This is a genomic window from Ruegeria denitrificans (assembly GCF_001458295.1).
GTDB lineage: Bacteria > Pseudomonadota > Alphaproteobacteria > Rhodobacterales > Rhodobacteraceae > Ruegeria > Ruegeria denitrificans.
Map to the genome: position 1 here is coordinate 39,592 of NZ_CYUD01000013.1, position 20,077 is coordinate 59,668.

General features: G+C 56.2%; 20 protein-coding genes. 10 read left to right on the forward strand and 10 right to left on the reverse strand.

Going from position 1 to position 20,077, the window contains the following annotated elements:
• Positions 1 to 71: 71 nt before the first annotated feature.
• A complete protein-coding gene (locus RUE5091_RS17925; protein WP_058283319.1) occupies positions 72 to 401 on the forward strand; it encodes an Hpt domain-containing protein in 330 nt (109 codons plus the stop codon).
• On the opposite strand, the gene ilvA is transcribed toward RUE5091_RS17925, so the two are convergent.
• Positions 398 to 1,624 (reverse strand): threonine ammonia-lyase IlvA, encoded by a 1,227-nt coding sequence (gene ilvA, locus RUE5091_RS17930; RefSeq protein WP_058283320.1) that lies wholly within the window; start codon positions 1,622 to 1,624, stop codon positions 398 to 400. The two genes, RUE5091_RS17925 and ilvA, sit on opposite strands and share 4 nt — an antisense overlap.
• A gap of 57 nt (positions 1,625 to 1,681) precedes the next feature.
• A complete protein-coding gene (locus RUE5091_RS17935) occupies positions 1,682 to 2,449 on the reverse strand; it encodes a hypothetical protein (RefSeq protein ID WP_058283321.1) in 768 nt (255 codons plus the stop codon).
• 141 nt (positions 2,450 to 2,590) lie between these two features.
• Here RUE5091_RS17935 and RUE5091_RS17940 point away from each other — a divergent pair, with 141 nt between their 5' ends.
• The 4 genes from RUE5091_RS17940 to msrA all read left to right on the forward strand — a co-directional run bounded on the left by RUE5091_RS17940 (position 2,591) and on the right by msrA (position 5,384).
• The gene (locus tag RUE5091_RS17940) at positions 2,591 to 3,817 is read left to right on the forward strand and encodes an argininosuccinate synthase (RefSeq protein ID WP_058283322.1); all 1,227 of its coding nucleotides are present in this window, start codon (positions 2,591 to 2,593) and stop codon (positions 3,815 to 3,817) included.
• Entirely contained in the window at positions 3,814 to 4,254 is a 441-nt protein-coding gene (locus RUE5091_RS17945; protein ID WP_058283323.1) for a DUF1810 domain-containing protein, read from the forward strand. Before RUE5091_RS17940 ends, RUE5091_RS17945 begins: the two co-directional genes overlap by 4 nt.
• 79 nt (positions 4,255 to 4,333) lie before the next feature.
• Positions 4,334 to 4,615: an SCP2 sterol-binding domain-containing protein gene (locus tag RUE5091_RS17950; protein ID WP_058283324.1), complete on the forward strand. Its 282-nt coding sequence runs from the start codon at positions 4,334 to 4,336 to the stop codon at positions 4,613 to 4,615.
• Between the two features lie 97 nt (positions 4,616 to 4,712).
• Entirely contained in the window at positions 4,713 to 5,384 is a 672-nt protein-coding gene (gene msrA, locus RUE5091_RS17955; protein WP_058283325.1) for a peptide-methionine (S)-S-oxide reductase MsrA, read from the forward strand.
• Here the strand turns inward: msrA and RUE5091_RS17960 are convergent.
• Together RUE5091_RS17960 and RUE5091_RS17965 are read right to left on the reverse strand one after the other, a co-directional pair.
• Positions 5,381 to 6,250 (reverse strand): ribokinase, encoded by an 870-nt coding sequence (locus tag RUE5091_RS17960; protein WP_058283326.1) that lies wholly within the window; start codon positions 6,248 to 6,250, stop codon positions 5,381 to 5,383. The two genes, msrA and RUE5091_RS17960, sit on opposite strands and share 4 nt — an antisense overlap.
• A gap of 3 nt (positions 6,251 to 6,253) precedes the next feature.
• Entirely contained in the window at positions 6,254 to 8,509 is a 2,256-nt protein-coding gene (locus RUE5091_RS17965) for an NADP-dependent malic enzyme (RefSeq protein ID WP_058283327.1), read from the reverse strand.
• A 162-nt stretch (positions 8,510 to 8,671) separates the two neighbouring features.
• Between RUE5091_RS17965 and mutS the strand changes: the two genes are divergently transcribed.
• On the forward strand, positions 8,672 to 11,287 hold the full coding sequence (gene mutS / locus RUE5091_RS17970) for a DNA mismatch repair protein MutS (RefSeq protein WP_058283328.1): 2,616 nt from the start codon (positions 8,672 to 8,674) through the stop codon (positions 11,285 to 11,287).
• Positions 11,288 to 11,318: 31 nt separating this feature from the next.
• Here the strand turns inward: mutS and RUE5091_RS17975 are convergent, their stop codons facing one another.
• Both RUE5091_RS17975 and hrcA read right to left on the reverse strand, forming a co-directional pair.
• Positions 11,319 to 11,882, reverse strand: coding sequence for a nucleotide exchange factor GrpE (locus RUE5091_RS17975; protein ID WP_058283329.1), 564 nt, complete (start codon positions 11,880 to 11,882; stop codon positions 11,319 to 11,321).
• A 10-nt stretch (positions 11,883 to 11,892) separates the two neighbouring features.
• A complete protein-coding gene (gene hrcA / locus RUE5091_RS17980; RefSeq protein ID WP_058283330.1) occupies positions 11,893 to 12,957 on the reverse strand; it encodes a heat-inducible transcriptional repressor HrcA in 1,065 nt (354 codons plus the stop codon).
• Positions 12,958 to 13,069: 112 nt separating this feature from the next.
• On the opposite strand from hrcA, the gene rph reads away from it, so the two are divergent.
• Genes rph through RUE5091_RS18000 form a run of 4 tightly spaced genes read left to right on the forward strand, consistent with a single transcriptional unit; the run spans position 13,070 to position 15,895 of the window.
• Complete coding sequence (gene rph / locus RUE5091_RS17985) at positions 13,070 to 13,783, forward strand: ribonuclease PH (protein WP_058283331.1); 714 nt, start codon at positions 13,070 to 13,072, stop codon at positions 13,781 to 13,783.
• Positions 13,780 to 14,394 carry an RdgB/HAM1 family non-canonical purine NTP pyrophosphatase gene (gene rdgB, locus RUE5091_RS17990; RefSeq protein ID WP_058283332.1) on the forward strand — a complete coding sequence of 205 codons (615 nt, stop codon included), beginning with the start codon at positions 13,780 to 13,782 and terminating at the stop codon, positions 14,392 to 14,394. The genes rph and rdgB overlap by 4 nt, the downstream gene beginning before the upstream one ends.
• On the forward strand, positions 14,384 to 15,538 hold the full coding sequence (hemW, locus tag RUE5091_RS17995) for a radical SAM family heme chaperone HemW (protein WP_058283333.1): 1,155 nt from the start codon (positions 14,384 to 14,386) through the stop codon (positions 15,536 to 15,538). Before rdgB ends, hemW begins: the two co-directional genes overlap by 11 nt.
• A 3-nt stretch (positions 15,539 to 15,541) precedes the next feature.
• Positions 15,542 to 15,895: a YbaN family protein gene (locus RUE5091_RS18000; protein WP_058283405.1), complete on the forward strand. Its 354-nt coding sequence runs from the start codon at positions 15,542 to 15,544 to the stop codon at positions 15,893 to 15,895.
• Here RUE5091_RS18000 and RUE5091_RS18005 read toward each other — a convergent pair.
• Genes RUE5091_RS18005 through mnmG form a run of 4 tightly spaced genes read right to left on the reverse strand, consistent with a single transcriptional unit; the run spans position 15,885 to position 20,074 of the window.
• Entirely contained in the window at positions 15,885 to 16,778 is an 894-nt protein-coding gene (locus RUE5091_RS18005; protein WP_058283334.1) for a ParB/RepB/Spo0J family partition protein, read from the reverse strand. The two genes, RUE5091_RS18000 and RUE5091_RS18005, sit on opposite strands and share 11 nt — an antisense overlap.
• A 20-nt stretch (positions 16,779 to 16,798) precedes the next feature.
• A complete protein-coding gene (locus tag RUE5091_RS18010) occupies positions 16,799 to 17,602 on the reverse strand; it encodes a ParA family protein (protein WP_058283335.1) in 804 nt (267 codons plus the stop codon).
• On the reverse strand, positions 17,595 to 18,209 hold the full coding sequence (gene rsmG / locus RUE5091_RS18015; RefSeq protein ID WP_058283336.1) for a 16S rRNA (guanine(527)-N(7))-methyltransferase RsmG: 615 nt from the start codon (positions 18,207 to 18,209) through the stop codon (positions 17,595 to 17,597). Before rsmG ends, RUE5091_RS18010 begins: the two co-directional genes overlap by 8 nt.
• Positions 18,206 to 20,074, reverse strand: coding sequence for a tRNA uridine-5-carboxymethylaminomethyl(34) synthesis enzyme MnmG (gene mnmG / locus RUE5091_RS18020; protein WP_058283406.1), 1,869 nt, complete (start codon positions 20,072 to 20,074; stop codon positions 18,206 to 18,208). Before mnmG ends, rsmG begins: the two co-directional genes overlap by 4 nt.
• Between the last annotated feature and the right edge of the window lie 3 nt (positions 20,075 to 20,077).

A 20,077-nucleotide genomic window follows, 5' to 3' on the forward strand; every position in this document is an offset into this window, starting at 1 on the left:
ATTGCTTAACCCGCTCTTTACTTGCCGTGGGCTATCCAAGTCAGGTCGCGATATGTGTGGAGAGGCCGAACATGATCGACTGGTCCAGGGTCAGACAGCTGCGGGATGAGGTGGGTGCCAGCGAATTCGAAGAGGTGGTGCAGATCTTTCTGGATGAGGTTCAGGAAACCATCGACCGGCTGCATCAGGACACCGCCCGGCTTGAGCTGGAACAGAATATGCATTTCCTTAAGGGCAGCGCGCTGAGTCTGGGGTTCGACCGGTTTTCCAAGCTGTGTCAGGACGCAGAACGCAACGCCGCCGCAGGCAAGGCCAGTGACGTCGATCTGCCCGCCATCCTGACGGTGTATGACACGTCTAAGGCTGAGTTCCTGACCGAGAAATCCGAAAACCTGTCCTAGATCACGAACTGCGCCAGGGTCTCGTCTTCGGTGATGTCGGTATAGGTAAAGCCAGCCTCGTCCAGATGCGCGAACAGGCGTGCGAAATTCTCGGGCTTGCGGGTTTCGATGCCAATCAGGACCGAGCCGAAATTGCGCGCCGATTTCTTCATATATTCGAACCGGGCAATATCATCTTCGGGGCCGAGGATGCCCAAAAACTCTTTCAGCGCACCGGGGCGCTGTGGCAGGCGCAGGATGAAGTATTTCTTAACGCCGGAATAGCGCTGCGCCCGTTCCTTGACCTCGGGCAGACGTTCGAAATCGAAATTGCCGCCCGAGGTGACGCAGACAACGGTCTTACCGCGGATAAAGCTTTGCACATCGGTCACCGCCTCGATCGACAACGCGCCTGCGGGCTCAAGCACAATGCCTTCGACATTCAGCATCTCGATCATGGTGGTGCAGATTCGGTCTTCGGACAGGACCAGCACGTCGGACAGGTGACGATCCTTGAGCAGCTCAAACGGTTTCGCACCGATCTTCCCAACTGCCGCACCATCGACGAAATTGTCGATGTGATCCAACGCCACCGGATGCCCCGCTGCCATGGCCGCGTGCAGGCACGCCCCGCCTTTGGGTTCGACAAACAGGCAATGAGTCCGATCCCCAAACCATGTCGCCACGCCCGAGGACATGCCGCCCCCACCCACTGGCAGTATGACATGATCGGGCACGCCGCCCAGTTGCGCCTCAACCTCGACAGCCAGCGACGCCTGCCCTTCGATCACGTCTTCATCATCAAACGGAGACAGAAAATGCCCGCCCTGCTGCATGCACCACTGCTGAGCCGCCGCCAGCGTATCGTCAAAATAGTCGCCGGTCAGATGGATCTCGATGTTGTCACCGCCGAAAATGCGGGTTTTCTGGATTTTCTGCTGCGGTGTCGTCACCGGCATGAAAATCACACCCTTCACGTCCAGATGCTTGCACATAAAGGCCACGCCCTGCGCATGGTTGCCCGCACTGGCACAGACGAACAGATTCTGTTCCTGCTGCTTGCGCATAGCGTTGAACGCACCACGGATTTTATACGACCGCACCGGGCTGAGGTCTTCCCGCTTGAGCCAGATGTCGGCGCCAAAGCGGTCGGACAGATGGGCATTCCGCTGCAGTGGCGTTGCGGGAAAGACAGTACGCATCGCCTGTTCGGCGGTGCGGGCGCGGGTCATGAAATCAGTCATGACAGTTTCACTGCCGCATCACTGCTGAAAGGGCAAGGAATACATATGTGTACGGGTTCAAGACAGCGCGCGCTTTTCGATGAAGACGCCGTACATTGTGGTCAGGATGCTGACGTTGATCATTGGAAGTATAAGCGTACTGAAGAAAACGGTCAGCAAAACGCCCAACACAGGTATTATTGCCAGAACGGTGAAGGCTATTTGTACCAAAACCTGGAACAGGAATGCAACGAGGAGGAGCAACAAGATTGCACCGCCAATTCCAGTTGTGTTGTTCCAAGCATCGCCGAGCGAGATGGGGCTTCCTATCGCCGCCGCCGGCAGAATGATGGACAGGCGGTAAAAACAAATGACCAGAAAAACAGTGTAAACAATCACCAGAATGATCGAAAGCAGCGCAAGACTTTCGCCTAATACAGCAGCGACCAAACCCATGGGGATATATGCGATCATCATCAAAATCCCCAACAACAATACACGACCGAAATAGGCAAGAATCCTGTCGAAACGGAATGTCGGTAGTATTCCAGTAGGATACTCTTCCAAAAGGATAAAGCGGTGCCACGACACAGCGATCCAGAACATGGTGACGAACATTACCGCTATCAAAACCACCACAAATACAAAGGCTGAACCTGCGGTTACACCTGGCGGCAACTCGCCTGCGTTGTCATCAAGCGCCTCAAGCGGAATTCCAAGCGCTAAAAACACACCAACGATAACGATAGTCGCAATCAGTGCTGGACCAACGGTTATCTGAAGCACCTGCTTGAGATTTCCAAACACCATCCGCACCGAATGCAAAAAAATCTGCCAACCCAACATCCTGAAACTGCCCTCTCAACCAAACATTGTTTTCTTTACAACCGTTTCACCTCAATTCCTGCCCTGCGTCAACGCTCATAACTTGCCCCCACGTTCAAAACCCGTTAGGGGCCAATCGTCTTACGCATAAGGGGAAGTCAGATGTCCGCGCCCAAGAAAGTTGTTCTGGCCTATTCCGGTGGCCTTGATACCTCGATCATCCTGAAATGGTTGCAGACCGAGTATGGGTGTGAGGTCGTGACCTTCACTGCCGATCTGGGTCAGGGTGAGGAACTGGAACCTGCCCGCCAAAAGGCCGAACTGCTGGGGATCAAGCCCGAAAACATCTATATCGAGGACATCCGCGAGGAATTCGTCCGCGACTTCGTCTTCCCGATGTTCCGCGCCAATGCAGTATACGAAGGCCTGTACCTTCTGGGCACCTCGATCGCGCGACCGCTGATCTCGAAACGTTTGGTTGAGATTGCCAAAGAAACCGGTGCCGATGCCGTTGCCCACGGCGCGACCGGCAAGGGCAACGATCAGGTTCGCTTTGAACTGGCAGCCTATGCTCTGAACCCCGACATCAAGGTGATTGCGCCTTGGCGTGAATGGGATCTGACCAGCCGCACCAAGCTGCTGGAGTTTGCCGAGGCGAACCAGATCCCAATTGCCAAAGACAAACGCGGTGAGGCTCCCTTCTCGGTCGATGCCAACCTGCTGCACACCTCGTCAGAGGGTAAGGTTCTGGAAGACCCCGCCGATATGGCGCCTCACTATGTCTATCAGCGTACCGTCCACCCCGAAGATGCGCCGAACGAGCCGGAATTCATCGAAATCGGATTCGAAAAAGGCGACGCCGTCAGCATCAATGGCGAGGCGATGAGCCCCGCGACCATCCTGACCAAGCTGAACGAATATGGCGGCAAGCACGGCATTGGCCGCCTGGATCTGGTCGAAGGCCGTTTCGTTGGTATGAAATCGCGCGGCATCTACGAAACGCCCGGCGGCACCGTCCTGCTGGAGGCTCATCGTGGCATCGAATCCATCACAATGGACCGTGGCGCAATGCACCTGAAAGACCAGCTGATGCCGCAATATGCGGAAATCATCTATAACGGTTTCTGGTACAGCCCCGAGCGTGAAATGCTGCAGGCCGCCATCGACAAATCTCAAGAACATGTCACCGGCACCGTCCGCGTGAAACTGTACAAAGGGCTGGCGTCAACTGTGGGCCGCTGGTCGGATCACTCGCTGTATTCCGAAGAGCATGTGACCTTCGAGGATGACGCTGGTGCCTATGATCAGAAAGACGCAGCCGGTTTCATTCAGCTGAACGCGCTGCGCCTGAAACTACTGGCGGCGCGGGACAAGCGCTTGTCCAAGTGATCGACGACGACGATATCAACGATGAACTCGAGCTGTTCATCGAAGCGCAGGACGCGGTCTGGTCCGATGTCCTGCGCGAATTGGAACAAGGGCAGAAAACCAGTCACTGGATGTGGTTTGTGTTTCCACAACTGGCCGAACTTGGCCGGTCTCATATGGCGCAGCTTTACGGGATCGAGGATTTGGATGAGGCCACAGCTTATCTGAATCATCCAGAGCTCCGCCAGCGCCTGACTGAGGTTGCAGGGTTGATGTTGCGCCACCAAGGGCGCGATGCCATCGACATTCTGGGCGGGATCGACGCAAAGAAACTGCGATCCTCCATGACGTTGTTTTCATCCGTTCCCGGAGCTCCGCCCGAGTTTCAGGCTGTGCTAGATGCCTTCTATACCGGTCAATCCTGCGAGCGGACTTTGCAGATTTTGCGTATATCTTAACCGCAAGGTCCAGTTGGGTCACCCTTGCACCTAAACGCCCCTTCTCTTTACGCATACGTGAACTGTGAAGGGGACAAGGATGCTTCAGGACATCGCCGACGGGATTCAAAAAGGTCTGAACGGCAAGAGCTTTGAGGGCTCGTTGAAATTTGATTGCGGCGACGCGGGTGTGATTGTTCTGGCCGACAATCAGGCCACTACGCAGGATCGCGACGCCGATTGCACCATCCGCATATCTCAGGACAACCTTACCAAATTGCTGACCGGCAAGCTGAACCCGATGACCGGTGTGGCGTTGGGCAAGCTCAAGATTTCGGGCAATATGGGTGTGGCGATGAAGCTGGGGCAGCTGCTGGGTTAAGACGATAAATTCGTCTCACCACCCCGTGACAAACCATGTCAGCGGATTGCGCCTACGCATAAGTCAGGGCAGCCTGATCCCGAAAAGGAGACCTGCTATGACACGCATCGCCTATCTCGATTTTTTCAAACCGACACTTCTGTTCTCGCTGATCGCACTTGTTTCTCTGCTGCGCGCTGCCCCTGCGCCCGCTGCCGGGTCTGAGACCCTGACGGTAGCTGGGGGCTGTTTCTGGTGTGTCGAATCCGATTTCGAATCCGTTCCGGGCGTAACCGGCGCTGTGTCGGGTTTTACCGGCGGCACAATAGCCAACCCGACCTATGATCAGGTCACCAAAGGCGGCACTGGTCATTACGAAGCGGTTCAGATCACCTTTGACCCGGCCCGCGTTTCCCGTGAAACCTTGCTGAGCATGTTCTTCCGTTCGGTTGACCCAACGGATGCAGGCGGTCAGTTCTGTGATAGGGGTGACAGCTATCGAACAGCGATTTTTGTCTCTAACACTGCGGAAAAGACGTTAGCGCAGCAAGCTAAAACCAATGCCCAAAACGCGCTGGGTCAGCAGATCGTCACGCCGATCCTACAGAAAGGTGCGTTCTACCCGGCCGAGGCCTATCATCAGGATTACTATAAGGGAAAGAAACTGGTCCTGACCCGCTTTGGCCCCAAGCGCCAGCACAGCGCCTATAAAGCCTATCGCAAAGCTTGCGGTCGTGATGACCGGGTCAAGCAGCTTTGGGGCAGCGACGCACCATTCGCGGGCTCTTAATCGAACCGCGCCTCGCGCACCTCTTTAAGGTCTGGAATAACATCCGCCGTGCCGTGCCGCGTGACCATCAGGGCCGCGGCACGGTTTGCTTGTGAAACCGCCTGCGCCATCGGCATCCCACGATCCATGCCAGCCAGAACGTAGCCGGTAAAGGTATCCCCCGCGCCGGTGGTATCCACGGCCTTGACCTTATACGCCGGAAAGTCCGAGGCCGTGCCGCGATGGTAGTACCGCGCGCCTTTCGACCCCAACGTGACGATCACATGCTCGACCTCAAGGTCAGTGACGGATTGTCCGGTTGCCTGCCGTAGCTGTTCAGCCTCGATCTCATTCAGGATCAGGAAATCCAGATAAGGCAATACGGCCTGAACCGCATCAGCCTGAAACGGTGCGGCAGCGTAGCAGACGGTCAGCCCCAGATCGCGCCCCATCTTTGCGGCTTCGACTTGCAGGTTGGTTTCGTTCTGCATCACCAGCAAACCACCCTGCTGCGCCGAGGACAGCGCCTGCCCCAACTGATCCTGCGAGATGGCGTGGTTTGAACCGGGGAACAGGATGATGTTGTTCTCACCCTGTGCGTCCACCGCAATGATGGCATGACCGGTCGGAACCTCGACCCCGTCAATATGGCGCGTGTCCACGCCATATTCCGTCAGACGATCCTGCGCCCAGCGCCCATCGGGACCCACGGCCCCGATATGCGCCACTTGCGCCCCGGCCCGGGCGGCGGCCACGGACATATTCGCCCCTTTGCCGCCTAGAAACCGTTCCATCCCTGTGGCAGCCAGACTTTCTCCCGGTCCGGGCAAATGCGGCACGGCATAAATCATGTCAGCGTTGATCGAGCCGAGGTTCCAGATCGTCATGGCTTAAGCGATATCGCACGAGGCCAGGATGGCCATATTCAGGATATCGTTCGCCGTCGACCCGGTCGAACAGATCTGGATCGGCTTGTCGACGCCAGACAGGATCGGGCCAATCACGGTTGCTCCACCCATTTCTTGCATCAGCTTGGTCGAAATCGACGCCGAGTGCCGCGCCGGCACGATCAGAATATTCGCCGGACCGGTCAGCCGCTGGAATGGATACGTGGCCTGTTGATCCACGTTCAGAGCAACGTCCACGGTCATCTCACCTTCGTATTCGAAATCAACATTGCGCAGATCCAGGACGGCGGGAGCGCGGTGCATCTTCTCGGCCCGTTCCGATACCGGATAACCAAAGGTCGAGAAGCTGACAAAAGCCACGCGCGGCTCAAGCCCCATGTGACGGGCCACCGCAGCCGAGCGTTCGGCGATATTGGCCAGGTCATTCTCATCCGGCCATTCATGCACCAGCGTATCGCCGATCAGCACGATCCGCCCTTTGTGCAACAATGCAGTCACACCCACCGCGCCATGCGCCTTATCGGCGTCGAATACGTGGTTGATCCGGTCCAGCACATGCGCCGACTTTCGCGTGGCCCCGGTCACCATACCATCACCATGCCCATGCGCCAGCATCAGGCACGAGAACACATGCCGATCGCGCGCGGCCAGGCGGTGAATGTCCTTGCGGTCAAAGCCTTTACGCTGCAGGCGGTTATACAGGAAATCGGTGTAGGTCCCGAGATGCGAGGTGTTGGCGGCATTCACCACCTCCAGCTCGCGCACAGCATCGCCCAGACCTGCAGCTTCCAGCTTTTGTTTCACATCATCTGGCCGCCCAACAACCAAGGCCTTGCCGAAACCAGACCGCTGATAGGTCACCGCAGCACGCAACACGCGCGGATCGTCGCCCTCGGCAAAGATCATGCGACTTTGGGCTTGACGCGCACGGGCGTTCAGGCCGCGCAGGATGCTGGCAGTCGGGTCCATGCGGGATTTGAGGTTCAGCTCATAGGCGTCCATATCGATGATCGGACGCCGAGCGGCACCGGTATCCATCCCGGCCCGCGCCACGGCTGGTGGAATGCGGTGGATCAAACGCGGGTCGAACGGCGTTGGGATGATGTAATCGCGGCCAAAGGTCAGCGACTTGCCATAGGCCATAGCAACCTCATCCGGTACATCCTCGCGCGCCAGACGGGCCAGCGCATGGGCGCAGGCGATCTTCATTTCGTCATTGATCGCACGGGCATGAATGTCCAGCGCGCCCCGGAACAGATAGGGGAAGCCCAGCACGTTGTTCACCTGGTTCGGATAATCGCTGCGCCCGGTGGCGACGATGGCATCGACGCGAACCTCATGCGCCTCTTCCGGCGTGATCTCGGGATCAGGGTTGGCCATGGCGAAAATCACCGGATTGTCGGCCATGCTGGCAACCATGTCCTGCGTCACCGCACCCTTGACCGACACGCCAAGGAACACATCCGCGCCGCTCATGGCGTCTTCCAGCGTGCGCATATCAGTGGTGATCGCATGGGCCGATTTCCACTGGTTCATACCTTCGGTACGACCCTGATAGATTACGCCCTTGGTGTCGCAGACAATGCAATTTTCATGCCGCGCGCCCATCGCCTTAAGCAGTTCAATACAGGCTATACCAGCCGCACCGGCACCGTTCAGGACGATCTTCACATCCTCGATCTTCTTGCCCGAGATATGCAGCGCGTTCAGCAGACCTGCCGCGCAGATCACGGCTGTGCCATGCTGGTCGTCATGAAAGACCGGGATATCCATTTCTTCTTTCAGGCGCTGTTCGATGATGAAGCATTCCGGCGCTTTGATATCTTCCAGATTGATACCACCGAAAGTCGGACCCATCAGACGGACCGCCTGACAGAATGCATCCGGGTCTTCGGTATCCAACTCAATATCGATCGAGTTCACGTCGGCGAACCGTTTGAACAGGACCGATTTCCCCTCCATCACCGGTTTCGAGCCCAGCGCTCCCAGGTTGCCAAGCCCCAAAACTGCCGTACCGTTCGAGATTACGGCAACCAGATTGCCCTTGTTGGTATAGTCATAGGCCGTTTCGGGGTTTTCCGCGATTGCTTCGCATGGAACAGCAACACCAGGGCTATAGGCCAACGACAGATCCCGCTGGGTTGTCATGGGAACGGTCGCTTGCACCTCCCATTTGCCGGGGGTGGGGTCCAGGTGAAAGGCCAGGGCCTCTTCGTCGGTAATTTTCGCTTTGGGCATCTGATATGTCGTTTCTTTACATCTGTTGGGCTGTCGCCTCATAGCGCAGGAAAACGCGCGCCTCAACGAGAATGAGTTTTCGGCTTTTACAGAAGATGCGGGATTTGTAAGGTCGCGACCGGAACACGCCAGAAGGGGTAAGCCTTGTCCACAGTCACGCCGATGATGGCGCAATATCTCGAAATCAAAGAGGCCCATGCCGAGGCCCTGCTGTTTTACCGCATGGGAGATTTCTATGAGATGTTCTTCGAGGATGCCGTCAACGCCGCCGAGGCGCTGGACATCGCGCTGACCAAACGCGGCAAACATAACGGCACCGATATCCCGATGTGCGGTGTGCCGGTTCATTCCGCCGAAGGCTACCTTCTGACCTTGATCCGCAAAGGTTTTCGCGTCGCCGTTTGCGAACAGATGGAAAGCCCGGCTGAGGCGAAGAAAAGAGGCTCTAAATCGGTAGTAAAGCGTGATGTCGTACGTCTGGTGACGCCCGGCACGCTGACCGAAGATGCCCTGCTGGAAGCGCGCCGCCACAACTTTCTGGCCGCCTATGGTGAAGTTCGGGATGAGGCCGCTTTGGCCTGGGCCGATATCTCGACCGGGGCGTTTCACGTGATGCCCCTGACATCCGTGCGCCTGAGCCCCGAACTGGCGCGGCTGGCCCCGTCCGAGCTGATCGTGGCAGACGGATCGGAACAGGCTTTGCAGGAGCCGGTCCGTGATTTGGGAATTTCGTTAACCCCGATCGGCCGAGCCAGTTTTGACAGCACGGCAGCAGAAAAACGTATCTGCGGATTGTTTCACGTGGGCGCGCTGGATGCGTTCGGAAATTTCGGACGGGCCGAGGTTTCCGCCATGGGCGCGTTGATCGACTATCTCGAGATCACGCAAAAGGGCAAACTGCCCCTGCTGCAGACCCCCTTGAAGGAATCAGAGGATCGCGTAGTCCAGATCGACGCCGCCACACGCCGCAATCTGGAACTGACCCGATCGTTGTCTGGAGGTCGCGCCGGGTCGTTGCTGTCGGTGGTCGACCGCACCGTTACTCCGGGTGGAGCCCGGTTGCTGGAACAGCGCCTGTCCAGCCCCTCGCGCAATCTGGACGTGATCCATGCCCGGTTGGATGCTGTGAGTTTTGCAGCTGAGGACAGCTTGACCGCTTCAGACTTGCGCGATGCCCTGCGCAAAACCCCTGATCTTGACCGCGCCCTGTCGCGCCTGTCGCTGGAACGGGGTGGCCCGCGTGATCTGGCCGCGATCCGCAATGGTTTGGCCCAGGCGGCTGCTATTGCCGGTATCTGCGAGACGCAGGATTTGCCGGTTCTGCTGGCCACTGCCGTGCAGAATTTGATCGGGTTTGACGATCTTTTGACTTTGCTGGGTGAGGCGCTTGTGGCCGAGCCGTCCCTTCTGGCGCGCGACGGCGGTTTCATCGCTCCGGGCTTTGACACGGAATTGGATGAGGCCCGCACCTTGCGCGACGAGGGCCGATCTGTCATCGCCGGATTTCAGCAGAAATACGCGGAACACACCGGCATTACTTCTCTGAAGATCAAGCACAACAACGTGCTGGGTTATTTCATCGAAACTACGGCCACCCACGCCCAGAAGATGCTGAACCCGCCGTTTTCTGAGACCTATATCCACCGCCAGACCACTGCCAATCAGGTGCGCTTTACGACCGTCGAACTGTCCGAGATCGAAACCCGCATCCTGAACGCCGGTAATTTGGCATTGGAAATAGAAAAGCGGCTCTATCAAGCGCTTTCTGACGAGATTCTGGCCCTCGCCGCGCGTCTCAACCAAGCCGCCCGAGGGCTCGCCGAGCTGGATTTGACCTCGGCCTTGGCCGATCTGGCGCGCGGCGAAAACTGGTGCCGTCCGCAGGTCGACATATCGCGTGCTTTCGACATTCAAGGAGGTCGCCATCCCGTCGTGGAACACGCGCTGCGCCAACAAAACGGTGATGCCTTCATTGCCAATGATTGCGACCTCAGCGCGGATCAAGGCGCGGCGATCTGGTTGCTGACCGGCCCCAACATGGCGGGTAAATCGACCTTCCTGCGCCAGAATGCTCTGATCGCCCTGCTGGCCCAGATGGGCAGTTATGTTCCCGCTGAACGGGCGCATATCGGCGTAGTCAGCCAATTGTTCAGCCGCGTCGGTGCGTCCGACGATCTGGCCCGGGGCCGCTCGACCTTCATGGTGGAAATGGTCGAAACCGCCGCCATCCTGAACCAGGCCGACGACCGCGCGCTAGTCATCCTTGATGAAATTGGCCGCGGCACGGCAACCTATGACGGCCTGTCCATCGCCTGGGCCACGCTGGAACATCTGCACGCCGCAAACCAATGCCGCGCGCTGTTCGCCACGCATTATCACGAACTTATCGTGCTGGCCGGTAAGCTAGAGGGCGTCGACAACGCCACCGTCGCGGTGAAAGAATGGGAAGGTGAGGTCATTTTTCTGCACGAAGTGCACAAAGGTGCGGCAGACCGATCCTATGGTGTTCAAGTCGCCCAGCTTGCCGGTCTGCCCGCATCCGTGGTGGATCGCGCCCGCATCGTGTTGGACCAATTGGAAAAAACCGAACGCGAGGGCGGCAAGCAAAAGGCGCTGATTGACGACCTGCCGCTGTTTTCTGCCGCGCCGCCACCTCTAGCACCCGCCCCCAAGGCGTCACCGGTTACCGACATACTGGACGACGTGTTGCCCGATGAACTGACCCCGCGTGAGGCGCTGGACCTGATCTATAAACTGAAAGAGGCGGCCAGATCCTGACCGCCTCAAAAATTTTTGGATTTCGAACCGCTTAACTTGCCGGTGTCGACGAGACCCCCACCTGTGCAGGGCGCAGCAGACGGTCGTGCAGCATGAAGCCTTCGGCCGAGACCTGAATGATGTCACCTGCCTTGGTACCAGGCACCGGTGCTTCGAACATCGCTTCATGCACGTTCGGATCAAAACGATCACCAACCTCGGGCGTAATCACTTCGATACCATGCTTTTGGAACACATCCTTCAGTGCCCGCATGGTCAGCTCGATCCCTTCCAGCAGACCGGCGGCCACTTCTTTTTGCTCATCGGTCGCAGCTTCGAGTGCGCGCTTCATGTTGTCGTAGACCGGCAGCATATCACGTGCCAGTTTCGAGCCACCATATTGCTCGGCATCGCGCCGCGCTTTGTCACCACGCTTACGGGCGTTTTCCGCGTCCGCCAGCGCACGCATGAACTTGTCCTTGTAGTCGTCGCGCTCCGCGCGCAACTCATCCAGCTCTAGCGCTTCGTCGCTGAACTCGGCGATTTCTTCAGCCAGCTCTTCAGCTTCAGCCATTGCGATATTGTCCAGAAAATCTTCGTCTTTGGGCTCTGCCATCTCTTACCCTCTAGCTCCGGTCGGATATCAGCTTGCCGACCAGTTGCGCCGTATAATCCACGATCGGCACGATCCGTCCATAGTTCAGACGCGTGGGTCCGATGACCCCGACCGCACCAATTATCTTTCGATCAGCGTTCATATATGGAGACACCACCAAAGAGGAACCCGAAAGTGAGAAAAGTTTGTTCTCAGAGCCGATAAAAATGCGTACACCCTCGCCTTCCTCGGTCAATTCCAGAAATTCAGCGATATCACGTTTGCGTTCCAGATCATCAAACAGGGTGCGGATTCGGTCCAGTTCTTCGACTTCACCCGGTTCACCCAACAGATTCGCCCGCCCGCGCACAATCAGGCGGGCCGAGTCGCCCCCATCCCCGTCCCAGGCGGCCATGCCGCTTTCGACCATTTCACGCGCCAGCACGTCGATTTCTTGCTTGCGCGCGTCAATCTGCATCTGCATCTGACGGCGCACTTCGCCAAGGGTGCGCCCTTCGATCAGTGCGTTCAGAAAATTCGCCGCTTCGCGCATCGAACTGGGTGTCTGCCCCGGTGGCGGTGTGAACAGACGGTTTTCAACGTGCCCGTCAGCAAAAACCAACACCACTAACGCGCGGTCATGAGCTAGAGAGACAAATTCGATATGCTTGATCTCGGATTCTTGCTTGGGCGTCAGAACTAGGGACGCACCATGTGTCACGTGTGACAAAGCTGAACCCACACGGTCCAACATCCCGCCTACATCGCCCGCGTTAGAGCCTAATGTTTCATCCAGTTTCTGTCGGTCAGCGGCACCCAGATCACCGACTTCAAGTAACCCATCGACGAACATCCGCAACCCTTGTTGCGTGGGAATCCGACCGGCACTGACATGCGGGCTGTCGAGCAGTCCCAGAAACTCCAGATCCTGCATCACATTGCGCACGGTCGCGGCGCTAACCTTTTCCGATAGCGTGCGGGTCAGGGTACGGCTTCCAACAGGTTCTCCGCTGTCCAGATAACTCTCAACGATCAGCCGAAACACCTCACGTGACCGGTCATTCATCTCGTTCAGAATTTTGCTCGCTTCGCTCATCAGCCATCCCTTACTGGACCGCCATTAAATCGCCGGCATATGAAAGGTCAATCGGGGTTGCATCGTAAGCCATGAGGGCGTTATCCCCAACCCAGCAAACAAAGGATTTTCCATGCGACCCTCAGGACGAGATTTAAGCGAAATGCGCACCGTTTCAATCGAAACGGAGTTCACCAAACATGCCGAAGGTTCCTGCCTGATCAAAATGGGCGATACTCATGTACTGTGCACCGCCACAATCGAGGATCGCGTACCACCTTTCATCAAGGGCTCGGGCCTGGGATGGGTCACCGCCGAATACGGCATGCTGCCCCGTGCGACCAACACCCGGATGCGGCGCGAGGCGGCATCGGGCAAGCAAGGCGGTCGGACAGTGGAAATCCAGCGCCTGATCGGCCGCGCCCTGCGTGCGGGCGTTGACCGGGTCGCCCTGGGAGAGCGTCAGATCACCGTGGATTGCGACGTGATCCAGGCTGATGGCGGAACCCGCTGCGCCTCGATCACAGGTGGTTGGGTCGCGCTGCGCCTGGCGGTGAACAAACTTATGAAAACCGGCGATGTGATCTCGGACCCTTTGGTAGACCCTGTTGCTGCTGTATCCTGCGGCATCTACGCCGGTCAGCCGGTACTGGATTTGGACTACCCCGAAGACAGCGAAGCGGGCGTGGATGGCAATTTCATCATGACCGGGTCAGGCAAACTGATCGAAGTGCAGATGAGCGCCGAAGGTTCCGTCTTTAGCCGCGCGCAGATGGACCAATTGATGGATCTGGCCGAGAAAGGCGTGGCCGAGCTGGCTGCGGCCCAGAAAGCCGCAACCGCATGACCCGCAAGTTCGACGGCGACAGGCTGCTGGTGGCCACACATAACAAAGGCAAGCTTGAGGAGATGAAACACCTCCTTGAGCCCTTTGGCGTGTCTGTTGTTGGCGCGGGTGAGATGGACCTACCCGAACCGGAAGAGACCGAGGACACGTTCGTCGGAAATGCCCGGATCAAGGCCCATGCCGCCGCCAAGGCCACTGGACTGCCTGCCCTGTCGGACGATTCCGGAATAACCATTGATGCGCTGGATGGCGCGCCGGGTGTTTACACCGCCGATTGGGCCGAAACTGGCGATGGCCGTGATTTTCTGATGGCCATGACCCGCGCCCATAAAGACCTAGAGGCGAAAGGCGCAGCCCATCCGCGCACGGCACAGTTTCGGTGCACGCTGGTGCTGGCTTGGCCCGACGGGCATGACGAGGTGTTCGAAGGCATCGCCCCCGGCCACTTGGTTTGGCCTATCCGCGGCAAGGACGGGTTCGGATACGATCCGATGTTTGTCCCTGACGGGTACGACATTACATTCGCCGAGATGGATCGTTGGGAAAAGAACAAGATCAGCCATCGCGGCCGCGCGGTGGAGATGTTCGTGAAAGGCTGCTTTGGCGGATGATTGGCGCAATGGGGGCTTTGGCCTGTATGTGCACTGGCCTTTTTGCGAGGCCAAGTGCCCCTATTGCGACTTCAACAGCCATGTTTCGCGTAATATTGATCAAAAACAATGGCTTAACGCATATTTGGGCGAACTACGTCGGTCGGCTATTGAAACACCTGATCGGGTTCTGAACACGATCTTTTTTGGTGGCGGAACGCCGTCCCTGATGGACCCCGACACGGTTGGCGCCGTCATTGATCAGGCTCGCGCCCTGTGGCGGCCAGCCAATGACATGGAAATCACGCTAGAGGCCAATCCCGGTTCGGTCGAAGCGGGCCGCTTCGCCGCTTATCGGGACGCTGGGGTGAATCGCATCTCGATGGGGGTTCAGGCGCTCAACGACGAAGATCTGCGCCGATTGGGACGCATTCACACCGTGGCCGAGGCCCGATCTGCCTTTGATATCGCCCAAAGTTGCTTTGATAGGGTCAGTTTTGACCTGATTTACGCCCGACAGCACCAATCCCGCGAAGACTGGCGATCTGAACTGACCGAAGCTCTGTCAATGGCCGTCGATCACCTGTCGCTGTATCAGCTGACTATCGAGGACGGTACCGCCTTTGGTGACCGCTACGCCGTCGGTAAACTACGGGGCTTACCCGAAGATGACAGTGCCGCCGACATGTATCTGGCCACTCAGGAAATCTGCGAGGCACACGGCCTGCCGGCTTATGAGGTTTCAAACCACGCAAGACCAGGGGCCGAATCACAACACAACCTGATTTATTGGCGTTATGGCGACTACATCGGCATCGGACCAGGGGCCCATGGGCGGATCACGCTGGATGGCCGTAAACTAGCAACGGAAACTTATCTGTCTCCCAATGCCTGGTTGACCGCCGTAGGCAAAGGCAGCGGAGAAAAAAAGCGGTCCCCCCTATCAACACAAGATCAGGCCAATGAATACCTCATGATGGGGTTAAGGGTCGCCGAAGGTCTAGATATTGAAAGATTCAACGCGTTAGCAGAGCATCCTCTGCCAGAAGACAGACTGTCCGATCTTATTGATTTCGGCATGATAGAACAAACAGATGGCCGATTGATTGCCACAAACGACGGGCGCGCTGTGTTGAATGCAGTGATCCGGGAACTTCTGGGATAGATGATGCAATACGTTTGGGCCGCCCTGGGTTTGATCTGTGTTGGGTTCGCTGTAATTGGCGTCGTGCTGCCCTTATTGCCGACTGTACCTTTTCTGCTGTTGGCCGCATTTTTCTTCGCCCGTTCATCCACTCGCCTGCACACTTGGCTGATTACGCACCGCACTTTCGGCCCGCTGATCGTAGACTGGCAATCTTATGGCGCTATTCGACCAAGCGCAAAAAAGGCGGCCACCGTTTCGGTCGCCGCCGTATTTGGACTGTCCGTTCTGCTGGCATTGCCCGCTCATGTCCTGATCATTCAAGCCGTGGTTCTGGGGGCAGTAATGGTCTTTATCTGGTCCCGACCTAACGGCTAAGTTTGGCGCACAAATCGTCCAGCTGATCCAGGTTTTCATAAGTTAATACAACCTGTCCGGTTTCAGTTCCGGCCTTATGGTTGATCGCAACCCTCATCGCCAGAATCGCGGAAAGATCTTTCTCTAGCGCCCGTGTATCCGCATCTTTACCCGCATCCAGATTGCGAGACCGCGGGGCAGCTTTCACTGGATCCGCCTGCTGTTTCTTAACCAGCGCCTCAGTCGCACGAACCGAAAGCCCGTCTTTCACCACGATTTTTGCCAGTTCAGAGGGATTTTCCGCCGTGATCAGGGCTCGGGCATGCCCAGCCGAGAGCTTGCCTTCAATGACCAAGGTCTGAACATCCAACGGCAACGACAACAAGCGCAGGAGGTTTGCAATGTGACTGCGGCTTTTCCCCAAAGCTTCGGCCAGCTTTTCCTGAGTATGACCGAAGCGATCCATCAGCTGCTTATAGCCAGCAGCTTCTTCGACGGCGTTCAGGTCAGCCCGCTGAATATTTTCGATTATGGCGACTTCCAAGACTTCCGTGTCGTCAAATTCGCGTACAATAACCGGAATATCGTGTAGCTGCGCCATCTGAGCGGCGCGCCACCGGCGTTCACCAGCAACGATTTCATACCCGCCGCCGCTGATTTCCCGCACGATCAACGGCTGGATAATGCCTTTTTCTTTGACCGAAGCGGCAAGCTCATCCAACCGATCCGCCGAAAATGTCCGACGTGGCTGGTTCGGGTTGGCCCGCAACTTTTCAATCGGAACTTTCATGTCTGGTCGACGCGGTTCAGCGGGCAGCAGACCTTCGGTTTCCTGCGTCACATCCGCCATGAGAGCGGATAAACCCCGGCCTAAACCTCGGGGTTTTGATTTCTTTACGGCCACTGATCCCTCCTCACTGCAGCTCAGGCGGCAACATTCTTATTCTTATGAATGACTTCGCGCGCCAGATGCCGATATGCCATCGCCCCCAACGACCCCGAGTCATACTGCAGAACTGGCAGGGCGTAAGACGGCGCCTCACTGACCCGCACATTTCTGGGTATCTTGGTTTTAAATACCATCTCACCCAAATTGTCACGTGCATCCTTTTCGACCTGGCGGGACAAGTTGTTGCGGTTGTCATACATAGTAAGCACAACACCTTCGATTCTGAGGTCCGGATTCGCGGTTTGACGGACCTCTCTGATCGTCAGCATCAATTGGGAAAGCCCTTCCAAAGCAAAGAACTCACTTTGTAATGGAACCAGAACAGAATGCGAAGCCACCATGGCATTTACAGTCAGAAGATTCAGGGATGGCGGGCAGTCTATTAAAACAAAATCCAGTTCAAACCTGTCAATCGAGGTCTGGCGCAGCGCATCATGCAACAAATAGCTGCGTTTTTCATTGGAAATCAGTTCAATATCCGCAGAACTCAGGTCAACGGTAGCTGGAATAACAAGCAAGCCGTCAATTTCTGTTTCCTGGACCACGGCTTCAAGTGGCGCGTCATCCAGGATCAAATCGTAAGTTGTCCAGTCTCTGTCTTCGACACCCAGTCCGGTTGACGCGTTCCCTTGCGGATCAAGATCAACCACCAGCACCCTGCTTCCAGCCTCGGCCAAACCAGCGGCGAGATTGATCGCAGTTGTCGTTTTTCCCACCCCACCCTTTTGATTGGCGACCGCAATTATTCGGGGCCCTGTGGGACGAGACAGATCAACCACGCGATACTCCTTTGATTCTTAGAATAACTGCTTGGGGCTCAGTTAAACTTGTAATCGTCTCGCAGTCGAAATTCCATTCCTTGCACGCATCATTCAGCTCTTTTTTCCAACTTGCGCCTTTCGGCAACAACGCCGTACCAGATTTTTGCAAATGTCTGTCACAAAAGGACAATAAGGTAGGCAGGTCCGCAAGAGCACGGGCTGACACAATATCGGCGTTCAACGGATCAACTGCTTCGATCCTCTTTGAAATAACGGCGCAATTTGCTCCACTTTCTCGTACAACATTACGCAGAAAGGCTGATTTGCGCTGGTCGCTTTCCACAAGGGTAAACTTGGCGTCCGGTACCTCGTCGACGGCCATGATAGCACACACCATTCCGGGAAACCCGCCACCACTGCCCAAGTCCACCCAATGCTCAATTTGTTCAGCACACCGAAAAACTTGGACAGAATCTAGGATATGCCGTGACCAAACATCATTCAAACTGTTGCGGGACACCAGATTTATCTTGGGATTCCAACGCCGAACTAAATCTACATAGATTTCCAGCCTGTCAATTGTTTCACGTGAAACATCCAAACCATCGAAAACTTCGTGGTTCATGCTTTTCGTACCTTTTGCTCACGGCGTAGCTTTGCCAATAACAAAGTCAGTGCGGCAGGTGTCACACCTTCTACTCGACCCGCCTGAGCAATATTGATTGGCTTCGCCTGAGACAGTTTCTGCTTCATCTCAGAAGACAGGCCTTCCAGCGCCGAATAGTCGAAATCCCGCGGAATTTCGTAAGATTCATCGCGTTTCATGGCTTCAACGTCTTTTTGCTGTCGCGCAATATAGTTCGCATAAAGTGCATCACGTTCAACCTGCCGCTGGATGTCAGCTTCAACATTCTCCAGTCCAGGCACGAGCGGCGTCAGATCAGAGAAGGTAACATCAGGGAAGGCCAATAATGCCATACCATCCCGACGATTTCCGTCTTGATTGACGTTAATTCCAACCGAGCGCACCTCCTTTGGTGTATAGGTTCTGTCAGTCAGTTTTGATTTAGCGGCTGTTAGTTTTTCCATTTTTGTATCGAAATTCGCTGATCGTACATCCCCCACGCACCCCAAGTTCATACCCATGGGTGTCAGTCGTTGATCGGCGTTATCTGCCCGCAAAGACAAGCGAAATTCTGCCCGCGAGGTGAACATCCGGTATGGTTCAGCGACTCCGCGTGTTGTCAGATCGTCTATCATCACGCCTATATAGCTGTCCGCACGGGTGAAGTGGACAGGATCGCGATCCAGAACGACCAACGCAGCGTTCAGACCAGCAACTAGACCTTGCGCCGCGGCTTCTTCATATCCTGTGGTTCCATTGATTTGCCCCGCAAGAAATAAACCCGGCGCTTCGGGCAGCGACAAGGATGAAGTCAAAACGCGGGGATCAACGTAGTCATATTCAATTGCATAACCCGGTTGCATGATTTCTGCGGACTCAAGGCCTTTGATCGAGCGCACATACTCCACTTGCACATCCTGAGGCAGTGAAGTTGAAATCCCGTTTGGATAGATCGTGTGATCAGATACACCTTCAGGTTCCAGAAAAATCTGGTGAGAATCCTTGTCCGCAAAACGGACAATTTTATCTTCGATCGAAGGGCAGTACCGGGGACCCACCCCATCAATATGCCCGCCATACATGGCGGATCGGGATAGGTTCTTTTCAATAATGTCATGCGTTTGCGCGTTTGTGTGCGTGATTCCGCACGATATTTGTGGCGCAACCACTTTGGTTGATAGGAATGAAAACAGGGTTGGATCTTCATCACCATCCTGTCGTTCAAGCTCATCCCAATTAATTGTCCGTCCATCCAGCCTGGGCGGTGTTCCAGTCTTTAATCGACCAAGCGGCAGTTCAAAACTGTCCAAACGTTCCGCCAATTTTACAGAAGGGCGATCCCCCATCCGGCCACCTGGACGTGATACATCTCCGATGTGAATGACACCCCGCAGGAATGTGCCAGATGTCAGGATAACAGCATCAGCTCGGATTTCCGCGTTATCTGCCAGTTTGACACCACTGACGCGGTTACCATTCATAAGAAAGTCGGTAACTTCTCCAACGACAACAGACAGATTTGTTTGCGCTTGCGTTTCTTTCTGCATCGCTGCCCGATACAATGCGCGATCAGCCTGAGTTCTGGGACCCTGCACTGCGGGACCTTTGCGACGATTTAACAAACGGAACTGAATACCAGCCTGATCCGCAACTCTCCCCATGACGCCGTCCAGGGCGTCAATTTCCCGAACCAGATGTCCTTTTCCCAACCCGCCAATTGCCGGGTTGCACGACATGACGCCGATATCCGACGCAGACAAAGTCACCAAAGCTGTCCTGACACCCATGCGTGCTGCAGCATGCGCAGCTTCTGTGCCGGCATGGCCGGCACCAATTACGACCACATCGAAATCTGAATGTTTCACGTG